Origin of the sequence: Brakhagea baltica (genome assembly GCF_052161605.1) — a bacterium.
GTDB lineage: Bacteria > Planctomycetota > Planctomycetia > Pirellulales > Pirellulaceae > JBKCUI01.
On sequence record NZ_CP197409.1, the window covers coordinates 1 to 20,450 of the forward strand.

Sequence of the window (20,450 nt, forward strand, 5' to 3'; positions counted from 1 at the left end):
ATGCTAGATGATGCTGCACAAGTAACCAACTTGACTTTGCAGGCACCACGTCCGAAATCGAGGCGAGGATTGCGGGATCTGGGGACTGCGCCGATACTGCCTCAGTTTACCGTCGGCCCGGAAAATCATCTGGTTCGCGAGCTGTTTGATTCCGATACGGTCCCCACGCTATCACAGCGGAGCCCTGTTCTGTTGTTCGGTGCATCTGGGACCGGTAAAACAACCCTCGCACTGACCTTGATGGCGCGCTGGCTAAATCACGACAATTCTCGAACCTTTGAAGTGGTGAGTGCAACCGATTTTGCGAGAAGCCTCCATCATGCACTTGAAGCTGACGACATGTCTCGTTTTCGGAACCAGTTCCGCAGCTGCCAATCGTTATTGCTTGACAACATTCATGAACTCCGTGGCAAGGAATCTGTTCAATCCGAGTTGATCGAACTCTTGAACAACGCAGAGCAAAACGAAACATTGGTGATCTGCACCGCCCAGTATTTGCCGACATTCGCAAGCGGTTGGAATGACGCTTTGGTTAGTAGGCTACTTTCCGGTTACAGTCTTGAAATTCATTTTCCATCCCCAACTATTCGCTTCGATTTGCTGCGCAAGATCGCTGAACTCGCGGGCTTAACCGCCGATCAATCCGAGTTGGACAAACTGAATGCACGACTTCCCGAGCAGTGTTCCGCTCTACAGCTTAAGGGGATCGTCTCTCGTTGGAAGCATCATCAGCGAATCGAGGAATCACTCCATCAGCCGATGTCGCCCAATTCGATCGAACAGTTGGTAGTAAATCAACAGAAGCTTCCTCCAACACCACCCGAAATCGCAAAGAATGTCGCTCGCGAACTGCAACAAACGTTGGAATCGATGAAGGGCCCCAGTCGAAAAGCGGGGGTAGTTCGTGCTCGAGGATTGGCCATGTACCTGATTCGAAAATGGACGCAATCTTCCTTTCAACATATTGGTGAACTGTTTGGTGGACGTGATCACACCACCGTCATGCACGCTTGCAAAAAGATTGAAGAGGATTTAGAAAACGATCCGGAATTGTTGCAATGCTCCGAGCGACTTCGTCAAAAGCTACTCTAGAAAATAAAAAAGCTCGACCCTTAGATTCGAGCTTTTCTTGAGTTCTCTATCGCGATTGCTAGAGCTTAACTACAACCCATGCTATTTCCGCAATTGTGACATAGGTAGCAGTTACCATTTCGAACGGTGATGGAACCACAATTGTCACAGGCGGGTGCGTCCTCTTGGAAGCCAGCGAACTGCTTGTTGCGATCCTCAGGTTTGTTTGATGCGTCGAGCGTCACTTTCTCCGTAACCGGGAGTGATTCGGACTTGCCATTTTTCACCGCCTCGGTTCGAGCAATGATATCGTCGAAACCTACAAATCTTGCACTTGTGTAGGACTGAGTCGGTGCTACCGCTCCATTCCCATCGACAGGTGTTCGCAGATTGACTTCCGACGAATTCGTTTTCGATTGTCCAATCGCTTCCGTTTTCTGTTTGTGCTCTTCCCTGTACGAATCGAGGAAGGTGATTCCCAACCAACGGAAAATGTAATCGATCACACTCTTAGCGATACGAATATCTGGATTGGTTGTATGTCCCATTGGCTCGAATCGAGTATGGCTAAATTTGTTCACCAAAACCTCGAGTGGAACTCCGTATTGCAACGCAATCGAGGTCGCAGTACCGAAACTGTCCATCAATCCGCCGACCGTACTTCCCTCTTTGGCCATCGTGATGAACACCTCACCAGGTCGACCGTCAGGATAAAGTCCCACACTGAGGTAACCTTCGTGTCCCGCAATGCTGAACTTGTGAGTTACCGAATTGCGAGTATCAGGCAGTCGCTCTCTACGCGGCTTGAACACTACCTTCTCAACAGTCTTTGCAGCCAGTGCTTCTTCCGCCTTCTTACCTTCCGATTTGGTCGACAACGGCTGACTCTGCTTGGATCCATCGCGATAGATCGCAATAGCCTTAAGACCGAGTTCCCAACCCCAGAAATAGGCGTCTGCGATATCCTGGACGGTACTGTCCTTGGGCATGTTGACCGTCTTACTGATCGCTCCGGATAGAAACGGTTGAGCGGCCGCCATCATCTCTACGTGGGCTTGCCAGCGAATGCTGCGAGTTCCGTTGGCGGGAGTGAAAGCACAATCGAATACGGGCAAATGCTCGGTCTTGATGTGCGGAGCACCTTCGATCGTATCTTTTTCAGAAATGTACTTTTCAATGGCGATGACTTGCTCAGGGGAATACCCTAACGTCTTCAGTCCGAGTACAACCGACTTGTTGATAATCTTGAGCATACCACCACCAGCCAACTGCTTGTACTTGACCAAAGCAATGTCTGGCTCGATGCCGGTCGTGTCGCAGTCCATCATAAAGCTGATGGTTCCTGTTGGTGCAAGTACCGTCGCTTGCGCGTTTCGGAAGCCGTTCTGCTGTCCCAATTCGAGGACTTTTTCCCAGACGTTGCGCGCCGCATCTTTCAAGTAAGCCGACCCCTTAGAATTGATCTGCTCGACCGCATTGCGGTGCATCTGCATGACTCGCATCATGGGTTCTGCATTTTCTGCGTACTCAGCGAACGGTCCAACAACCCCTGCCATTTCTGCACTGGTCATATTGGCAGCACCGTGCATTAAAGCGGTGATGGCTCCGCACAAGCTGTGAGCTTCGGACGAATCGTAAGAGGTGCCGCTGGTCATGAGCAGGGAACCTAGATTCGAGTAGCCAAGGCCGAGCGGTCGGAACAAGTGACTGTTGTGGGCGATGCGATCGGTCGGGTAACTCGCATGATCGACCAGAATTTCCTGAGCAATGAAGAACAAACGGCATGCTGCTGTGAAGCCCTCGTGATCAAACGCGCCATCATCCTTTCGGAATTTCATCAAATTGATGGATGCCAGATTGCAAGCCGTGTTATCAAGGAACATATACTCCGAACAAGGATTGCTCGCATTGATTCGACCGCTGTTGGGGCACGTATGCCACTTATTGATAGTCGTGTCGTACTGAACGCCTGGGTCACCGCATTGCCATGCGCACTCCGACATTCGATTCAAAATGTCTTTTGCTCGGTAGGTCGGCGGTTCTTCGTCGCATTTATCGCTCACCCAGCGAGTCTTCCACGCTTGATCGTTGGCGACTGCTGTCATGAATTCATCGGTAACGCGAACAGATAGGTTGGCGTTCTGGAACATGACGGACGAGTAAGCCTCTCCGTTAAAGTTCGAGTCATAACCCTCACGGATCAAAGCATGAGCCTTTTGCTCTTCACGCCACTTGCATTCAATAAACTCCATAACGTCTGGATGCCATACCTTGATCGATTGCATCTTAGCAGCGCGACGCGTCTTGCCCCCCGACTTTACTACCGCCGCAATCTGATCGTAGACTCTCATGAAGGAGAGCGGTCCGCTAGGTTTCCCCCCCCCCGACAATTTCTCTCGGCTGCTGCGAATGGTAGACAAATCAGTACCTGTTCCAGAGCCGAACTTGAAGAGCATCGCCTCGCTGGTCGCCAGTCGCATGATGTCCTCCATGTTGTCTCCAACACTTTGGATAAAGCATGCTGAACCTTGTGGGTACTCGTAAGGATTTTCAGGCTGCTCGACACAGCCTTTCTCGACGTTGAAGTGCCAATTGCACTTGGCCCCGGAAACACCATACTGGTTGAAAAGGCCGACGTTAAACCATACCGGGGAGTTGAAGGCACCAACCTGGTGGAGACACAACCAGGTCAGTTCGCGATAAAAACGCTCGCCATCCTCAGGTGTATCGAAGTAGCCATCTGCCATCCCCCAGTCGGTCAAAGTGCGAGTTACGCGGTGAATCAACTGGCGAACAGAATGCTCCCGCTCTTCCTTGTTATTCGGGTCACCGTAGAAGTACTTGCTTACAACGACGTTTGTAGCCAATTGACTCCATGTCGAAGGAACTTCGCAATTGGTTTGTTCAAACAGTGCCTTGCCAGATTCGTCCTTGATCGCAGCACTTCGGACCTCCCATTGCACCGTCTCAAACGGGTCGGCAACGTTCTGTGGACAAAACCTAGATTCAATCTTTAAGCCGCTGCGGTCCCCTCGAACTTCTCTAGTCGTTCGTGACTTTGTGCGACGCTCGTGGCCCATTTCTACGGTTGCCATGGATACTACGACTCCTTCGGGAATAAGTGTTTGAAACAAAGTGACGGAGACCCATCCAGACGGAATAAATCGGGATGCGATCGACTGAGCTACCCTGCTTCAAAATAAGTTAGAAAACGTCCAGTTCGACCTCGGGTTTCGTACCCTCTCCTTTAGCTTCCGACGCATTAAGCCCTCGGCTTTTCCACCCGGTCGGCGGCGGATCTGCCTAAAACGACATGTACGGCAATACTACTATACCTAGTACAGCTACTGTTTGCTGCCACTACATGTTGCGTCATTTCCGACGTATCGTACAGATTCCTGAAGCAAAGTCAAACTTTTGTTGTCCAATCACCTAACCGCTTGCCCTATATGGGGTTGTGGCCTTTGGACTCCCTCGGCATACCAATGCTCAATTTGGTAATGGCTATGCCTAAAGTCTGTGATAATTGGACCTTAGAGAATGATCGTGCACCGGAGTGACACGTTTGGTCAACGAACGAAGATTTTCCAAAAAACTTCTTCAGCGAGATCGAGAGGAAAGATGAGACGTCATTCCAACACGCCCTTCGTGACCTCAGAGCTTACCACCCAAAGCATACACGCCTTTTGTTCCTCATAGCGTGCCACCCGGAACTGATGCCTGCGGACGCGACAACTGCTCTACCACCAAAAAAACTCCCGGCGGACCTAAGCCTCCACCGTGTCGGCAGGCTACGCCAGATCCGCTCCCGCTGCGAATAGGGCCAGCCGCGAATAGGGCCAGCCGCGAATAGGGCGGGCAGAGACAAGTCCACAAGTGAGTAAAATCGCCAAATCCCAAGCTTACCTGGCGCGCCTAGCCCGTTTTACGTCAGGAGCGATATCATCGAGATAGCCAAACTCCGTCTCGGAGCGCTCGCCTTCGCCGCTCAAAGGAATCGCCTCAAGGTCGACCGGCGGTGCCGCGATCGGCCCACCATCCGATTGGCTATTGATGATGTTGATCAAAATCAATACATCGATCGGAGAAATCAACCCGTCACCATCGACATCGATCCGACGCGTTCCCTCCCCTTCCTCGGGTATCGCTCCCGTTCCGTTAGTATTGATGTGGTTGACCAGGATCAGCACATCAAGCGGTGTGATGAAGCCATCGCCATCGACGTCGTAGGGACTACGCGTGGAATTCCTGTCTGGAATGACGCGGATGAGCGTCCCCTTCGTTAACTGCTCCCCCGAGGAAGCGTATGCGACCAAGGTTACGGGCAATGCGTCCGCTGTCTTCCAAGCCAACGAAACGTTGTCCTTTAACTTGAACAAGCCATCAACGACCTCGAATCGATCGTCACTCACGGCGAAACTATACTGGTCTGCAGACAATTCACCGCTTACATAGACGTAGCCCAACGACACTCCCGGTACATTCTCAGGCACGGAGTATTCCGGAGCAACGAAGAAAACACTCTCTCGAGAATTTGGGAGAACTTGCAAGCTCACGGTCGTCTCAATCGAATGTGGCTCGATTGAATCTGTCTCGCTGACTACAACAAACCCATCTTTGATCTCCACCGCGCGTAGCTGGAAGGTGATGGTTTCTGACTCTGAACTCGACAGGGAAACGTCATCGCGAAGCTTCAAAACTCCATCTCGGACCTCAAAACGTGGGTCGCTCACGATCCAGCCATAAACCGCGTCACTGTCGACATCCTTTACACTTATTGGTCCTACAACCGCTCCAGCGGAGTTAGCCAAAACGGTTAGTCGATGGGGTAACCTGATTGCGGTAGGTGGATCGTTTACACCCTCGATGTAAAGCTCAACTCTGTGCGAAGCTGACCAATTTCGTCCATCAAACAAAGCGACCGTAAAACCGTCTTGCCCCTCCGCGTTTTCGAAAGGGATGTACTCTCCACCACCCTCGGCCGACCATTCTAAACTCCCACGCTCCGGAGGTTGCACCACAACCACGAACGTACCGGAAATTCGGTTGGGAAATAGATCGTCTATCCGAATCTCCCGGGGATGGTCTTCTAAAACTGCGACGGTCTCGGCCCGGTCCAAAACAGCAATCGGTCGGCCAACGCCAACCAACTGAACTCCTATGGCAACCCGTTCGACCGGCCCATTCGCCAAGTTCACAGTGGTTCCAACCGCTTCACTCATCGAACGGAAAATCAAGCCATCACGGCCCGGCACAACAACAAACCGTCCGTCGCTCGACAAAACAGCGTTCTCAAAAGGAATCGTGCTCCGCTCAACTCGCAAGGAGTCCAGCCGCTTGCCCAATCTGAGATCCCAGCCCGAAAGTTCCTCGCCGTCCCCCCGGACACCCGTGTAAACGAGATCTGCTACGGCATCGACCAGGATTGGTGACGTTGCAGCGCTAAACACGTGTTTCGAACGCAATCCATCCGCTGTATCTAGAACATGGACTCCAATCGTCGTTTCTACAAAAATCGCATCACCCAAAGTTCTCGTCTGCCAGTTTGCAATAATCTGGTCAAACGTACGTTCTGCTTCCAATACAGCACGGCCTTCAGTCAGCCGATGCACGGAGAGCCGCGTGGCATCCCCAACGATTTCTTCGACGACCACTCGATCGCTACCCAGCGACCTAATCCGTTCGAATTGTCCGCCAGTAGGCATCTCAAGCCTTGCTGCTACGCCCCCCCCTGCCGGATCTACTACGAGCAAGCCATCGCTGGAGTCCCATGCATATAAGTTCTCTCCGACAAACTCGACCGCTTGCCATCTCGAAGCATCCACCTCCGTCCCAACCAAGCCGTCGCGAGTCACAAGCAGTAACTCGCGGCCTGCTGTTTCTGAGTCGACTAACAACCATCCACGCTGGCCCTCGAAAGCTGAATCGACCAATTGCCCCGGAATACTGGTCCGGGGCCCAACCAAATCACCAGCCGCATTGAATCGCTGGAGCTCGCTTCCCAGACGCCCCAAAAATTCATTTGCTGGGAACGTGGCGAGAATTTCATCGAACGCCAAATCCGCAACGATCTGCTCATTCGAAGATGCTCGAACCGGACTTGTCTGAATCCTTATACCGCCTGTTCCTAAACGCTCGGTCTCAAAGCCAGGTGTTCCAAGCAACCGAACATCAAATTCTGCTAACGGCAACCCACTGAAAGAGGCGATCCCCGACTTATTCGTGACCGCGATGGGCTCGCCTGCATCATGCGAACCATTCCTGTTCAAGTCCACGAATACCACTTGCCTCGCCACACCGGACTCCATGGGCGAATTCAGACCGCGAGAACCATCGGTATCGGAGTAGACAAATACATCTAGGCCAGCTAGCAGCCTACGGGTCTCCAGACTATCGAACGACAGTATACGCGACCTGACTCGCTTCGCGATAAAGCGATTGCGTTTAACGTCTACAACTCTCGAAAATAGAGCCATGGCCAAGCCTATGTGGTGAACCGTTGCCGATCCGACCATCGCAAAGGAACGTGGTGTACCCGCATCTCCCAGACGCGCCGTACCGTGTGGTGTTCCTTTAATGTATCCAATTGCCCCCCCGAGATGTCAGTACCTCGGCGGAAAATTAACAAAAAACTATCCCCGACCTCCCTCGCAGCAAGTTTCACAAATTCGATGGCATTTCTGACAGTGAAACTTGGCCCGAATCTCAATCAAAGGCCCACCACAAACTGGGCAACCTCCGACACTGCACTGCTCGTCCCCCACGAGGGGCCGCAAACTCGCCCTTAGCTTCTTGGTCTCCAACGGCTTCAGATCTTGTCCTTTTGGATTCAAAGCATCCTCCTCCCTACTGCAAAACCCCATTATCAAGGGGAAATTAGAACTTCCGATATCGCATGTACCATAACAAACAAACCAAAGTCTTGGCATCGATGATTTGACGGTCTCGCAACAGGCGATCGACTTCTGCCCAACTGACGACTCTGTTGACCATCTGTTCGCCTATCTCTCTCTCCGCCTCCCCTTGATGTAAGTTGGAGGCGACAAAAAAATGCATCTTCTCATCCAGGATTCCAGGCGACATATTGAACGCATGCACAAACGTCATCTGGCCAGTGGTATACCCGGTCTCCTCCTTTAACTCTAAATGAGCCACTTCAAGGGGTGGTAGATTTTTGTCCAAGGTGCCTGCCGGCAACTCGAGATTCCAACGATCGATAGCTGCTCGGTAGGTATGAATCAAGCATACATGATCATCGTCCACCAAAGGCAAAATGACTACCGCCCCCGGATGACGGACTACGTTGCGCACCAACTCGGTGCCGTCGGGCAAGGGTTCATAGACCTCCTCCACTGCAAATCGCTTGGCCTGAAAAAGCTTTCGAGGTGTCTTCATACTTGTTACGAATACTGAGGCAATTGACCGACTAACGCTGCCACCGTTTCAAAGTACTTAGGAAACGTCTTGGTTGTGCAACGGGGATCGCGAATCAAAATATTGGGCAACACTAATCCTAATATCCCCAACCCCATCGCCATGCGATGATCGCGATAGGTGTCAATGCAAATGGGCCCCCCGGTTCTCTCGAGCAGTACAGTTTGCGATTCGATGGGATCGATGGGATGCACTGTCAATCCATCGTCATGCTCATCGATTCTCGTGCCGAACTTTCTAAGTTCGCGTGCCAAGTCGCCAATGCGATCGGTCTCTTTGTGGCGATTATGGGCCACGCCCCTCACACGAGTGGGGCCCTTGGCGAACAATGCAATCGGTGCCAACGTTTGAACCGTATCGCTTATCGCATTCATATCCACATCAATGCCCTTGAGTTCCCCACCCGTGACCTCGATGTAACCGGTCTCGCTACGTACAGAACAACCCATGCGCTCCAGCACCCTGGCGAATTGAACGTCCCCCTGCAACGATTGGAAATCTAGCCCCTCCACCCGAACCGTACCTTTGGTCAATGCCGCTATGCCAAAGAAATAACTGGCCGCCGAAGCATCGGGCTCGATGCGATACTCCCGACCACAATACATCCTCGGTGCAGGCACACGAAACTGTGCATCCCTTTCCTCTACTTCCACCCCGAACTCTCGCATGACAGCAATCGTCATGTCAACATACGGTCTGGAAACCAGCTCGCCATCGACAGCAATCTGCACCTCCGAAGCAGCATACGGTGCCGCCATTAATAGCCCGCTCAGAAACTGACTCGAAACGCTTCCGGCTACCTTAGCGACTCCACCTCTCAATCCATTCCCATTTATCAGAACGGGAGGACAATCGACTCTCGCTCCATTTTGGCTGACGACGTTTGCTCCCAACGCAGAAAGCCCGCTCAATAAATCCCCAATGGGTCGTTCCCGCATCCGAGCTACTCCGTCGAGCGTATACCGCCCGTGCGTCGTAGCTAATGCAGCTGTCAAAAAGCGGATCGAGGTCCCGCTGTTGGCAACGAAGAGCTCGCCACTCAACTTGGGTGGCTTGCCACTACATCCTGCGATCTCGACTAGCTCTTGATCCCTGTGCCAATGCAATTCCAAGCCAAGCGATTTCCAAGCGTGAATCATCACCTCGGTATCTTCACTCTCCAGAACACCTGTTAGCACCGAAGTCCCCTCGGCCATTGCCGCGCAGATCAACGCGCGGTTGGTCAAGCTCTTCGAACCTGGCACTCGCACAGACCCGTGAACCGGTTTGCCGACCGGTGTTAGGCTGACAGTACTGGGAACCTGCTCTGTTTCCTTCAATTTCACTTGGCGATCTTCCACAAAGACGAGACTCCGCGAACGTACATCGCATCTCCAGCAATCGCCGGTGTGCCGAGCACATCCTCTCCAAGCTCATTGGATGCTAGCCGCACTCCTTCGGAATCTCCGATCTGCGTTACCGTACACTTGCCATCCATCGCGAATAAATACAGACGATCTTGGGCTATGACCGGGCTGGACCAAACGGTTCCCTCGGCGACTCGCGCCTGCCACTTAACGTCTCCCGTGTAAATATCTCCCGCGTAGACCGCAGGCCCCTTAACGGTGTAGATCCGGTCCTTGAGCACCAGAGGAGACGAGGACTCTACTCCCAAACGAGTCGACTTCCATAGCTCGCTGGGCTCACCACCTGAGCTGGCCAAATCGAATGCAACCACCCCCCGCGACGGTGCATAAAGCCGGTTCTCGTAAACCAAGCTCGAAGCAACGGAGCTGCACCCGAGCGGCATCGACCAAACAATATCCCCGGTCTTCGGTGAGATCCCTGCCACGTCGCTACCGGAATGAATCACCACCACTGGCTTGCCTTCAACCGTCGTATAAGTCACGGGCGAAGACCAATTGGCCTTTCGTGGCCGATCCTTTCTCCAAAGAATCGTTCCGTTCAGAGCATCTAGACCAGCAACGAAAGAGTCCCCTTGGCACTCGATTTGTACCACACAAATCCCATCCACAACCAACGGAGAAGAACTCATGCCGGTGTCGTTGCCCGCTTTCACGAAATCGCTCGCCAAGGAGCGATACCACACTAGATTGCCTTGCAGGTCGACACATGCCAAATCGTTTGAACTATAAAACGTATAGATTCGCTCTCCATCCGATGCTGGAGTCGGGGCGGCATTGGCACTGGTCGGATGGCAAAATGGCCGGCCGCGGGCGACGAATTCTTGCGACCAGTTTTGAGCCCCGGTCGAAGCATCAAAGCTGAGCAACTGAACGCGCCGCTCGTCCATGCCCGTGCTGGTGGTCGTGATGACTTGGGAACCGATGACGATAGCCCCCCCGACGCTCCGACCTGGGATGCTCACCTTCCAAGCGATATTCTTCCCAGAAGGACCATCGAACTCGACGGGCAAATCGGCCTCGGTGGAGGTCGCATTGGAGATCGGCCCACGAAACTGGGGCCAGTCCGCATGGGAAACGTCTGGAGCGGTAAGAAATGCTAAGGCTAGAGTGGAAGTCGCAAGTGCTCGTAGATGCTTTAGCGGACGATGCTGATGACGGCGATTGTTCGTAAAATAATTTGGGAATTTCATGCTATAAACTCTTAGGTATTGGTTTGTTAGTTGGAGGGAATGGCCAAGCCGGTACTGTCAGAGATGCGAATTTGGAATACGTACCGTTGGGCCCAATTCTCGGTCTGTTCGTTCTGGCAAATCTTGACCAGAATGCGATTGGTCCCTTTTTGCAACATGATAGGCTCGATGTACTGATCAATCTGCATCGACGAGTGATACACTTCGTTCGACATCACCAACTCTCCGTTAAGCCAAACTCGATGCCCATTGATGCAGCCCATCCTCAACTCAGCGGGCCCTTCAATCGGAGACTCGAACTCCGTGATTCCGTACACAATACAGCCTTTCTCTTTGTTGTAGAGAGCTGCAAGATCCACGGACCCGTCCTTGGCAATCGTCGAATGCGTGATCCACTGGACTTCGCCATGCTTGCCGTCGTATGCGTCCGCGAGTGAGCCTTTGAGCCAATCCCCTTCGACGGCAAATGCTTTTTCAAAGTTCAAGCTACCGACATGATCAAAGGGACCAACAAACTTCCAATCGGAAAGAAATCCGAAGTGCACTCGCTGATCGACTTTCACGCTTGCTTTGTCGAGTCGATTGATAATCTCGACAACTTGATTGGGATGCCGAGCGGATGCAAGCAACGCTTTGAGTCCGTCGCTGTTCGGGGATTGCTCAAGTGCTTGTTGAACAGCTGCGTATCGCAGCTCGGGGCTGGGATCGCTCAACATGGATTCCAAAAGCGTTTTCCGCAAATCGGGCTTGCCGGCTGTCAGCCAAGTAAAGACCGTGTAGCGAGCTTCGTGGTCTTGGGACGCGTCTGCAAGGAAACGTTCCAGTTCTGTAATAAGCGTTGTTTTGTCAGTAGAGTCCGTGGTTTGCGAGTAGCGTGCATTGGCGACACCTAGCAACCAGTTCTTGCCGATGGGCGTGGCATCTTTCATTGCGTTCAGCACATCGAGGAGCTGGCAATCGCTCGCGGCTTTGAGGCCAGCAGCTGCGGCTGCTCCCTGGACCATCGATTCGTCACCAATCTCAAGAGTTCTCAGGATTTGGAGATACTTCTCCGATTCCGCCGTCCGTTCGCTCCCCCATGTATTAAGTGAGGAACAAGCAAGCGAAACGGTTAAAATCGAAAGCTTCACCACCGAAAAAGCTGGAATTCGCATAGTCAACTCGCTCTTTTTTCTATTCCGAAAGCGTGTGTAAAACTCGACCAGGGGACACCTACAGCCGAGATTATAGCGAGTCTTTGAAGGATCGTCTTGTCAGATTAATTCCCCACGGCGAGGGCCCGTTAGACCAAGAGGAGCGGGTATTATTCGTTCGTGCTCACGTTGTACCTATCTAATTCCATCGTCGAGTCACAAATTGGCAAACGCTTCATTCGATTCAGGCAACTGATCGACGGAGCGGTCAGCGCCAATGTCGCGGATCGCTCCGCCGATCCGAGATAGGAGTTGCCTAGATTGGAACCCTATTTTCGTCTAGTCAAACTTTTAGGGGGGCCAATAGTTATCTATCGAAGGCAAAGCAGTCGTAAATGTCATTTTGAAATCCTTGCAGGAATAACCTTTGAATTCGACCACCATACTTCCGCACAATCGCATATAATGGAGGGATACGACCCAGCATTTTTCCCTGCCTGATCCCTCCTATCAATGTTGAAACCAAGCGTCTTGACCGGTTCACTCGTTCTCGTGCTGTTTTGCACTTTGAATGTTTATCAACTTCTAGCTCAGACCGAAGTCGACTTCAAAACCGATATTCGACCGATCTTGAGCAACCGATGCTTTGCTTGCCACGGACCTGACGAAGAGACCATCGAGGGTGGCCTGCGCTTGGATTCCTTCGAGACGGCGACTAAGCCAGCCGACTCGGGTTCCTTTGCTATCGTGGCTGGCAATTCCTCCGAATCGGAAATGCTCCGACGCATTCTTAGCGAGGATGACGGAGAACGCATGCCGCCACCTCACTTCGGCGAGAAACTAACCGAACGTGAAGCTGAACTGATTCGACTATGGATCGATAGCGGGGCGAAGTACTCCAAACACTGGGCCTTTGACTCGGTTGCAGTTGTCAACTGGTCCGGCAGCGCTCAACTACCAGGTTTCGAATCATGGGCGACACGACCAATCGATCAATTGCTGCTCAATAAGCTTTGCGAGAAAGGCTGGACACCCTCGCCACCCGCCGACCTGAGAACGTTGATTCGCCGCGTGTCGATGGATTTAACCGGGCTGCCTCCCACTCTCGAACAGCAACGTCGCTTGCTCGCCGATCCCGGCCCCAACACTTACGAAGAGTGGGTTGATGAGTTGTTGGCATCGCCAGCATACGCGGAGCATTGGGCTCGCAAATGGCTTGACCTAGCTCGCTACGCCGATTCAGCTGGCTATGCGGACGACCCTGAGCGAACGATCTGGGGCTATCGTGACTGGGTCATCCGCGCTCTCAATAGCAACATGCCCTTTGATCAGTTCACGCTAGAACAATTGGCAGGTGATCTTCTACCTAAGCCAAACGATGACCAACTCGTCGCGACAGCTTTTCACAGAAACACGCTTACCAACAACGAAGGTGGCACAAACGACGAAGAGTTTCGCAACGTCGCAGTCGTCGACCGTGTCAATACCACCATGTCCGTTTGGATGGGGGTTACGATGGCTTGTGCGCAATGCCACAGCCATAAATACGATCCGATCTCGCAAAAGGAGTACTTTGAGGTCTTTGCCATCTTGAACCAATCCGAAGATGCCGACCGCCGAGACGAAAGCCCCACGCTTACTTGGTTTACACCTGAACAACGCGATCGTATCGAGGAACTAAAGCGAGAACGAAAACATCTCGAAGCAGTATTGCTGGCAGCGGACGAAACGCTCTTGCCTCAGCAACAACAATGGGAGGCCTCGATTCGCTCCCCCATCACCTGGCAACCACTCCATCCTAGTTCGGTTATCTCGGAGAAGAATCCCTCTCTCAACCTTCGCTTATCTCCCGAAGACACCTCACTAGTCGATCTCCGTTCCGATGCCAAACGGGATCGATACTTGATCGATTTACCGATCAACTCCCCCTCGGAGATAGCGGCATGGCAAGGAATTCGGCTAGAAACCGTACCGGATCCTGCCTTTCCCGGCGGCGGTGCGGCTCTCGGTAACGGCAACTTTGTCCTGACCGATGTCCGAGCTTCGCTGCGGTCGGAAAACGCGAAAGGTGTTCGAGCGAAATTTATCCGCATTGAACTACCTGGCAAGAACAAAATCTTATCGCTCGCGGAGGTGCAAGCCTTTGCGGGTGGTGTGAACGTCGCAAGTAGTGGACGTGCGACTCAAAGCAGCGTTGACTACGCTGGGGCTGCTGAACGTGCCATCGATGGCAACACATCGGGAGTGTACACCGACAATTCGGTCACGCATACAAAACAGAGCGATTCCCCCTGGTGGGAGCTCGAATTAGATCAACACCATCTTATCGAACAGATCACCGTTTGGAATCGAACCGACGGAGGAGTGGGAGATCGTCTTGCGGGAGTTCAATTGAAACTTCTTGATGAGTCACGACAAGAGTTGGCTTCCTACACCGTCCAGAAACCGCAAGCGGAAAACTCCATAGGCTTGGTGCCTTCCAAAAACCTCAAATGGACCGGCGTGACTGCCGACTATGCCCAATCTGGATTCGATGCTGCTCGCTCCATTGACGGTGACCGTAAAACAGGGTGGGCCGTGGGCGGTGCGATTAACCAACCGCACGAGCTGATACTAACGTTCGATTCGGAAGATCTAAATGCGGCCATCAGCTCTTGGTCAGTTCCCATGACACTCCGAATATTGCTAGGGTTCGAATCGGATAACGAAAAACATGTCCTCTCCCGTTTCCGGCTTGCAGCCACAGACGCCAGCAACCTGAAAGACTCCACCAGTCTACCCGCTTCGGTGCTGGCGATTGTTCAAAAGGAAGTCGATGCGAGAACTGCGGAAGATTCGTTGGCTTTACATCAGTTCTACGTTTCTAGGATTTCGCCTGAACGGCAAGCTTCGCGAGATCGCTTAGCAGCGTTGAATCGCGAACTAGAAGTTCTTCAGCCCGCGACAACCGTCCCGATTATGAAGGACTTGCCCGTGGAGAAGCGACGCCAGACCTTTGTGCAGCTAAGAGGCAATTACAAAGTGCATGGTGAGCAAGTCGAACCGGGATTGCCGAGCGCCTTTCATCCCTATCAACCACCGGAAGAACTTTCGGAATCAACGTCTGGTAAGAAAGGCTTGAACAGACTCGACCTTGCCCACTGGCTCATGCAGAGAGACAATCCACTCACGGCTAGGGTTATCGCGAATCGATATTGGGAAAACCTGTTTGGTACGGGGATTGTCAAAACGAGCGAGGAGTTTGGATCACAAGGTGATTTACCAACTCACCCCGAATTGCTTGACTATTTGGCCCAAAGACTAATCGATTTGGAATGGGACACAAAAGCGTTCCTCAAGGAAATCGCGATGTCCTCCGCCTACAGACAGGTTTCGACGGTCAGCGTCGAGCGGTACGAAGAGGATCCCGATAATCTGTATCTTTCCCGAGGTCCTCGGTTTCGTGCGACGGCCGAGCAAATTCGAGATGCGGCTCTCGCAGCTGGCGGGTTGCTTTCCCACAAGATGTTTGGTCCTCCAACGCGACCTCCTCAACCATCGATGGGGCTCACGGCTGCGTTTGGCAGCCGTACAGATTGGGAGACCAGCCAAGGTGAAAACCGTTTCCGACGCGGACTTTACACCCAGTGGAGACGCTCCAATCCGTATCCCTCTATGGCTACTTTTGACGCCCCTAATCGCGAGGTTTGCGTGTTGAAACGAGATCGTACCAATACGCCGTTGCAGGCGCTGGTGACTCTCAACGACCCCGTTTTCATTGAAGCCGCACAGGGTTTGGCGAGACGGGTCGTTGCTTATGAGCTACCTGGTGGTAGTTTCGAGGAACACATCACACGGGTCTATGAGCATGCGGTCTCTCGCGTCCCAACCCAGCGAGAAATCGATGCGTTGCAATCGCTGTTGGAGCAACTTATAGAAGACTTAAAGGGCTCACCTGAACAAGCGATCCGGTTAGCGACCGAACCTATCGGCGCCCTGCCAGCAGACTCTGACGTAAATCAGCTAGCGGCATGGACTGCCCTTTGCAATGTCGTTTTAAACCTCGACGAATTTTTGATGAAACGATGAACCCACAACACAACCTTTTGTTGAATTCGACTCGCCGTTACTTTCTGGGGATGGCTTCTGGAGGATTAGGAGCGTTAGCTCTGCAGAATCTCGGGGGCAAGGTTTTTGGGGGTGCAGATCTGGGGAGCAATCCCTTGGCACCGCGCGCGGCACATTTTCCGGCGCGAGCCAAGCGAGTCATTTATTTGCACATGACCGGCTCGCCCCCCAATCTCGACATGTTTGATTACAAGCCAAAGTTGATTGAGATGGACGGGCAAGACGCACCGGATTCGGTTCTCAAGGGGAAGGAATTTGCGTTCACTACAGGGGTACCTAAACTCCTGGGGACTAGACAAAAGTTTACCAAGTGCGGTGAGTCGGGCTTGATGCTGGCTGACTGTTTGCCTCATTTGCAGAAGGTGGCTGACGAGTTGTGTTTGGTTCATAGCCTTCATACGGATCAATTCAATCATGCTCCAGCAGAGTTGCTGGTATACACAGGTTCGCCTCGAAGCGGTCGCCCCTCCTTTGGGTCATGGGTGACGTATGGCTTGGGAAGTGAAAACGAGAACTTGCCCGCCTATGTCGTTTTAATCAGTAGTGGAGTCCAACCCAATGGTGGTAAGAACTCATTCGGGAGTGGCTTCCTGCCTTCGGTGTATCAAGGTGTTCAGTGTCGTTCGCAGGGAGATCCCGTACTGTATGCGTCGGATCCACCTGGGATGACGAGAGAATTGCGGCGCAAGACTTTGGATGCATTGCAGCAACTCAACCAAATTCAGTCAGAAAAGCTTGGGCATCCCGAAACGCAGACCAGAATTTCGCAGTACGAGTTAGCGTTTCGGATGCAAACGAGCGTACCCGAGGTGATGGATATTACCAAAGAAACCCAGGAGACCCTCGATGAGTACGGAGCGCAAGTCGGAGCTGCAAGTTTGGCGAACAATTGCCTGTTAGCCAGAAGGCTCGTCGAGTCAGGGGTACGTTATGTGCAGTTATTTGATTGGGGTTGGGATTTCCACGGTACCGGTCCTGGGGAGGACATTCGCGATGGCTTGACCAAAAAATGCGAAACGATGGACAAGCCGGTTGCGGCACTGATTCGGGACCTCAAGCGTCGCGGACTGTTAGATGACACTTTAATTATTTGGGGCGGGGAGTTTGGTCGGACTCCTTTCCGCGAGGGGCGAACAGCCACGGGTGATATCCTGGGGCGGGATCATTATCCTGATTGCTTCACAATGTTCATGGCTGGAGGAGGCACCAAGGGCGGGTTTGACTACGGTATGACCGATGAACTTGGCTTTTCCATCGCTGAGAATCCGGTGCATGTTCATGACATACAAGCGACATGGTTGCATTTGCTAGGCTTTGATCACACCAAGCTCACCTTTAGGTTTCAGGGACGAGACTATCGATTGACCGACGTGCATGGAGATGTCGTCAAGCCGATCCTAGCCTAGGCATGTTGTTTTCACCGTTGTTCCTTAGGCCGAACGAATAGCATCGTTCTCCGGTCAGAATATTCCATCTCCAAAGTCTTTTGGATCTTGGGAGATGGACGAATGGTCCGTCGTTTGGTTGGAAGAGTTGGGGGTGCGATCCAGCATGTTGGGGCGGGGCGCGTTTCCTAGATTTTTGCTCACTTCCGGTTGAGGGGCCTGCTCCGAATACTCGTCGTCGTAACGAGATTTGTAGCCGGGCAGTTTTGCACGTTCCAATTCTAGAGAGTATTCGCCAATGACCGATTGTTGAATCATGTCTCGGCACTCTTGATTGATGGGGTGCGCGATATCGGCGTAGAGTTTGTTGGCGTTCCCACCCTCGACGTCTCGGAGGTCCTGCATACCTCTCAGTCGTGAACCACACTGATTGCAATACATACTGCGAAGATGGTTTTTGTTCCCACAGCGGCCGCAACGTGCAGAAAGTTTGCGGCTGGGCATGGCAACAAACGGTCCATTTGCCCCCTCGATGATCTTTAGATCTCGAATAACAAAGCAATGATCAATCGTAATGGAGCAAAACGCGCGAAGGCGGTCCTCCGAGTCCTCCATCAATTTGATGCGAACCTCTGTAATTTCCATTTTTCCGCTTCACTCCCTTTTCTTGGGACCGCGGCCCCTACGGTTCCGATAACCACATGGCTGTCAACTGGCTAGCCATCGACGGTTGCATCCAAGGTTGAACCGCGTAGGCGCGTACCCCCTTCGATCGAATATCATTTGCTATTATTTCGGCTTGCTCCCGGTTATCGCACAAGCAAAACCGGGCTGATCCGCTCCCGGACATGCACTGACCAAGATGATCGTAACGATCAAACCAGTTTCGCACACGTTCGATGTACGGTGTCACCTGGCTCGCTGCTTCCTCTAAATCGTTGAACAGTGAGTTCCCCAGGCTGGTTAGCTGTTCGGATTTTAAAGATTCTAACACATTGGAAACCGTGTGGTCTTGGTTTTTCCCCAATCGTAGCCTCGCAAAAACCTCTTTGGTCGAGCAACCCGCCGGTGGGTGAGCGACGACAAGCCAGCCATTCACGGTAGCGTCGATGGGGTTGATCAACTCCCCCCTGCCTCGGCAAGTCGCAACCCAAGTGTCCGTCGAGGCACGTCCCTCAAGGAAAAAATTTAGATCGCTCCCAAGCGATGCTGCCACCTGCTGGCACACCGGAAAGTGCGTTTTCCAGGAGAACGACTCGCCGACGCTAGCAATTGCCCCCAGCATGATCGCGGCGGCGCCATCGGCGCTTCCACCCCCGAGCCCTGCCTGGCTGGGTATCCTCTTCTTCAGACGGAGATTTCCGCCGAGTTTTCTACCGAGCTTGTTAGTTTCAAAAGCCCGAGCGACAGCTTCAATTCCCTTTATTACCAGGTTTCGAGCATCGTCAGGCACGTCCCAAGCTGGATCGTCGGGAGCCAGCAGCTCGGCATCAGAGAAGTCGATCTGAAGTTGAAATTCCCCAGTCGAATCCGGTCGAAACTCCAACTCGTCGCATAGCCCGACTGCCAGCATGATCGTTTCGAGTTCGTGATAGCCATCCTCGCGGCACCCGTTGACTCGCAAAGCGAGATTCACCTTGCAGGGGACGGTCGTGTGAAAACCACCATCAATTCGCTGTAGCTTCATAGATGATCAGTCGATTTGTGTACGAATTACTTTTCCGTCTCATAGCCGGCACCGGTCCAGCCACTCCAACCCCCGTCTACACTGATCACGTTGGTGTAACCCATTTTTTGCAAGTTGTAGGCGGTCAAGGCTGAGCGAAATCCCCCACCGCAGTACAGGAAAACCTCGGCATCGAAATCCGGAATGGTCTTTTCTATGTCTCGCTCAATGATCCCTTTGCTCAAGTGGATCGCCCCGGGGATATGCCCATCCGCGAACTCGCTCTCCTCGCGGACATCGATTACAACGGGAGGCTTGCCTTCATTGCGTCGAGCCATAAGATCGTGGACGGAACATTCTTTTACGTGGGGGCGAATGCTTTCCACCAACTCTAAAAAGCGGGGTGCGTGTTGCTTGGCCATCCTGTTCTCCGTCGTCTGCGCAAATTGGGTAAGGGTTAATTGCACCTATTCAACTCAATCTTGAATTTTTTCGCAACAGGCTGCAGAACCAGTACGTTCGATGCCGATAGTGTAGTTCACGGGTCAAATGTATCGATTTCGTAACGATTTTGCTCGCCACGAAATTCGCTTGGAAAAGGAGAGTTATTGATGGGTCGGACCTATGCCGCATGTTTGGGAGCGATAGCCCTAAGCGGTAGCATAGTTTCGGGGCTCCTCTCGAACTCTTCTCCTGATGCCATACTCATTCAAGGTCTAACGATTTTGTTCCCCTTTGCTGGCCTCGGTTGGCTAATGGGGCATGCAGCGGATCAAGCCGTAAGGCATAGTGTGGAAATGGATTTTCGGCGAAGAGTCGAGCAAATGAATAAAAAGGATTGAAGCCTGGCGATTTGCGAGGGTGAGACCTTATCCGACTGAGAGTCTGGGTAGTTCAGCAAAGGTCGGAGAAATAGACTGCAAAGTTCTTTCTCCAACTGGTGTAGAAATACCAAGATGAAGTCGGTAAAGTCCCCCCTTCGTGGTGTCGGATTTATCCAGCGAACGGTACCACTGCGACTCGTGACCACGTAGCAGGAAGCGAAATGGTCCGCTGCG

At 52.5% G+C, this 20,450-nt stretch carries 12 protein-coding genes and 1 pseudogene; 4 read left to right on the forward strand and 9 right to left on the reverse strand.

Going from position 1 to position 20,450, the window contains the following annotated elements; genetic code table 11:
• The gene (locus tag SH449x_RS00005) at positions 1 to 1,092 is read left to right on the forward strand and encodes a helix-turn-helix domain-containing protein (protein WP_482379267.1); all 1,092 of its coding nucleotides are present in this window, start codon (positions 1 to 3) and stop codon (positions 1,090 to 1,092) included.
• A gap of 65 nt (positions 1,093 to 1,157) precedes the next feature.
• Here SH449x_RS00005 and SH449x_RS00010 read toward each other — a convergent pair.
• From SH449x_RS00010 to SH449x_RS00035, 6 genes and pseudogenes are all read right to left on the reverse strand, one after another.
• A pseudogene (locus SH449x_RS00010) lies at positions 1,158 to 4,094 on the reverse strand (vitamin B12-dependent ribonucleotide reductase); the annotation flags it as partial.
• A gap of 879 nt (positions 4,095 to 4,973) precedes the next feature.
• Positions 4,974 to 7,547 carry a dockerin type I domain-containing protein gene (locus SH449x_RS00015; protein WP_482379268.1) on the reverse strand — a complete coding sequence of 858 codons (2,574 nt, stop codon included), beginning with the start codon at positions 7,545 to 7,547 and terminating at the stop codon, positions 4,974 to 4,976.
• Between the two features lie 400 nt (positions 7,548 to 7,947).
• Complete coding sequence (locus SH449x_RS00020) at positions 7,948 to 8,466, reverse strand: NUDIX hydrolase (RefSeq protein ID WP_482379269.1); 519 nt, start codon at positions 8,464 to 8,466, stop codon at positions 7,948 to 7,950.
• 5 nt (positions 8,467 to 8,471) lie between these two features.
• On the reverse strand, positions 8,472 to 9,830 hold the full coding sequence (gene aroA, locus SH449x_RS00025; RefSeq protein WP_482379270.1) for a 3-phosphoshikimate 1-carboxyvinyltransferase: 1,359 nt from the start codon (positions 9,828 to 9,830) through the stop codon (positions 8,472 to 8,474).
• On the reverse strand, positions 9,827 to 11,101 hold the full coding sequence (locus SH449x_RS00030; protein ID WP_482379271.1) for an outer membrane protein assembly factor BamB family protein: 1,275 nt from the start codon (positions 11,099 to 11,101) through the stop codon (positions 9,827 to 9,829). The genes aroA and SH449x_RS00030 overlap by 4 nt, the downstream gene beginning before the upstream one ends.
• A gap of 26 nt (positions 11,102 to 11,127) precedes the next feature.
• Entirely contained in the window at positions 11,128 to 12,255 is a 1,128-nt protein-coding gene (locus SH449x_RS00035; protein ID WP_482379272.1) for a HEAT repeat domain-containing protein, read from the reverse strand.
• Positions 12,256 to 12,747: 492 nt separating this feature from the next.
• Between SH449x_RS00035 and SH449x_RS00040 the strand changes: the two genes are divergently transcribed.
• Positions 12,748 to 16,302: a DUF1553 domain-containing protein gene (locus tag SH449x_RS00040; protein WP_482379273.1), complete on the forward strand. Its 3,555-nt coding sequence runs from the start codon at positions 12,748 to 12,750 to the stop codon at positions 16,300 to 16,302.
• On the forward strand, positions 16,299 to 17,747 hold the full coding sequence (locus tag SH449x_RS00045) for a DUF1501 domain-containing protein (protein WP_482379274.1): 1,449 nt from the start codon (positions 16,299 to 16,301) through the stop codon (positions 17,745 to 17,747). The genes SH449x_RS00040 and SH449x_RS00045 overlap by 4 nt, the downstream gene beginning before the upstream one ends.
• Before the next feature lie 54 nt (positions 17,748 to 17,801).
• Here the strand turns inward: SH449x_RS00045 and SH449x_RS00050 are convergent, their stop codons facing one another.
• The 3 genes from SH449x_RS00050 to SH449x_RS00060 are packed head-to-tail and all read right to left on the reverse strand — an operon-like array spanning position 17,802 to position 19,814.
• Complete coding sequence (locus SH449x_RS00050) at positions 17,802 to 18,371, reverse strand: septation protein SpoVG family protein (protein ID WP_482379275.1); 570 nt, start codon at positions 18,369 to 18,371, stop codon at positions 17,802 to 17,804.
• 37 nt (positions 18,372 to 18,408) lie between these two features.
• On the reverse strand, positions 18,409 to 19,413 hold the full coding sequence (ispE, locus tag SH449x_RS00055; RefSeq protein WP_482379276.1) for a 4-(cytidine 5'-diphospho)-2-C-methyl-D-erythritol kinase: 1,005 nt from the start codon (positions 19,411 to 19,413) through the stop codon (positions 18,409 to 18,411).
• A 26-nt stretch (positions 19,414 to 19,439) separates the two neighbouring features.
• Positions 19,440 to 19,814: a rhodanese-like domain-containing protein gene (locus SH449x_RS00060; protein ID WP_482379277.1), complete on the reverse strand. Its 375-nt coding sequence runs from the start codon at positions 19,812 to 19,814 to the stop codon at positions 19,440 to 19,442.
• Between the two features lie 189 nt (positions 19,815 to 20,003).
• On the opposite strand from SH449x_RS00060, the gene SH449x_RS00065 reads away from it, so the two are divergent.
• Complete coding sequence (locus SH449x_RS00065) at positions 20,004 to 20,234, forward strand: hypothetical protein (RefSeq protein WP_482379278.1); 231 nt, start codon at positions 20,004 to 20,006, stop codon at positions 20,232 to 20,234.
• Positions 20,235 to 20,450 lie beyond the last annotated feature (216 nt).

Coding starts and splice junctions, on each gene's coding strand:
- SH449x_RS00005 (WP_482379267.1), top strand. CDS start 1: ATGCTAGATGATGCTGCACAAGTAACCAACTTGACTTTGCAGGCACCA.
- SH449x_RS00015 (WP_482379268.1), bottom strand. CDS start 7,547: ATGGCTCTATTTTCGAGAGTTGTAGACGTTAAACGCAATCGCTTTATC.
- SH449x_RS00020 (WP_482379269.1), bottom strand. CDS start 8,466: ATGAAGACACCTCGAAAGCTTTTTCAGGCCAAGCGATTTGCAGTGGAG.
- SH449x_RS00030 (WP_482379271.1), bottom strand. CDS start 11,101: ATGAAATTCCCAAATTATTTTACGAACAATCGCCGTCATCAGCATCGT.
- SH449x_RS00035 (WP_482379272.1), bottom strand. CDS start 12,255: ATGCGAATTCCAGCTTTTTCGGTGGTGAAGCTTTCGATTTTAACCGTT.
- SH449x_RS00040 (WP_482379273.1), top strand. CDS start 12,748: ATGTTGAAACCAAGCGTCTTGACCGGTTCACTCGTTCTCGTGCTGTTT.
- SH449x_RS00045 (WP_482379274.1), top strand. CDS start 16,299: ATGAACCCACAACACAACCTTTTGTTGAATTCGACTCGCCGTTACTTT.
- SH449x_RS00050 (WP_482379275.1), bottom strand. CDS start 18,371: ATGGAAATTACAGAGGTTCGCATCAAATTGATGGAGGACTCGGAGGAC.
- ispE (WP_482379276.1), bottom strand. CDS start 19,413: ATGAAGCTACAGCGAATTGATGGTGGTTTTCACACGACCGTCCCCTGC.
- SH449x_RS00060 (WP_482379277.1), bottom strand. CDS start 19,814: ATGGCCAAGCAACACGCACCCCGCTTTTTAGAGTTGGTGGAAAGCATT.
- SH449x_RS00065 (WP_482379278.1), top strand. CDS start 20,004: ATGGGTCGGACCTATGCCGCATGTTTGGGAGCGATAGCCCTAAGCGGT.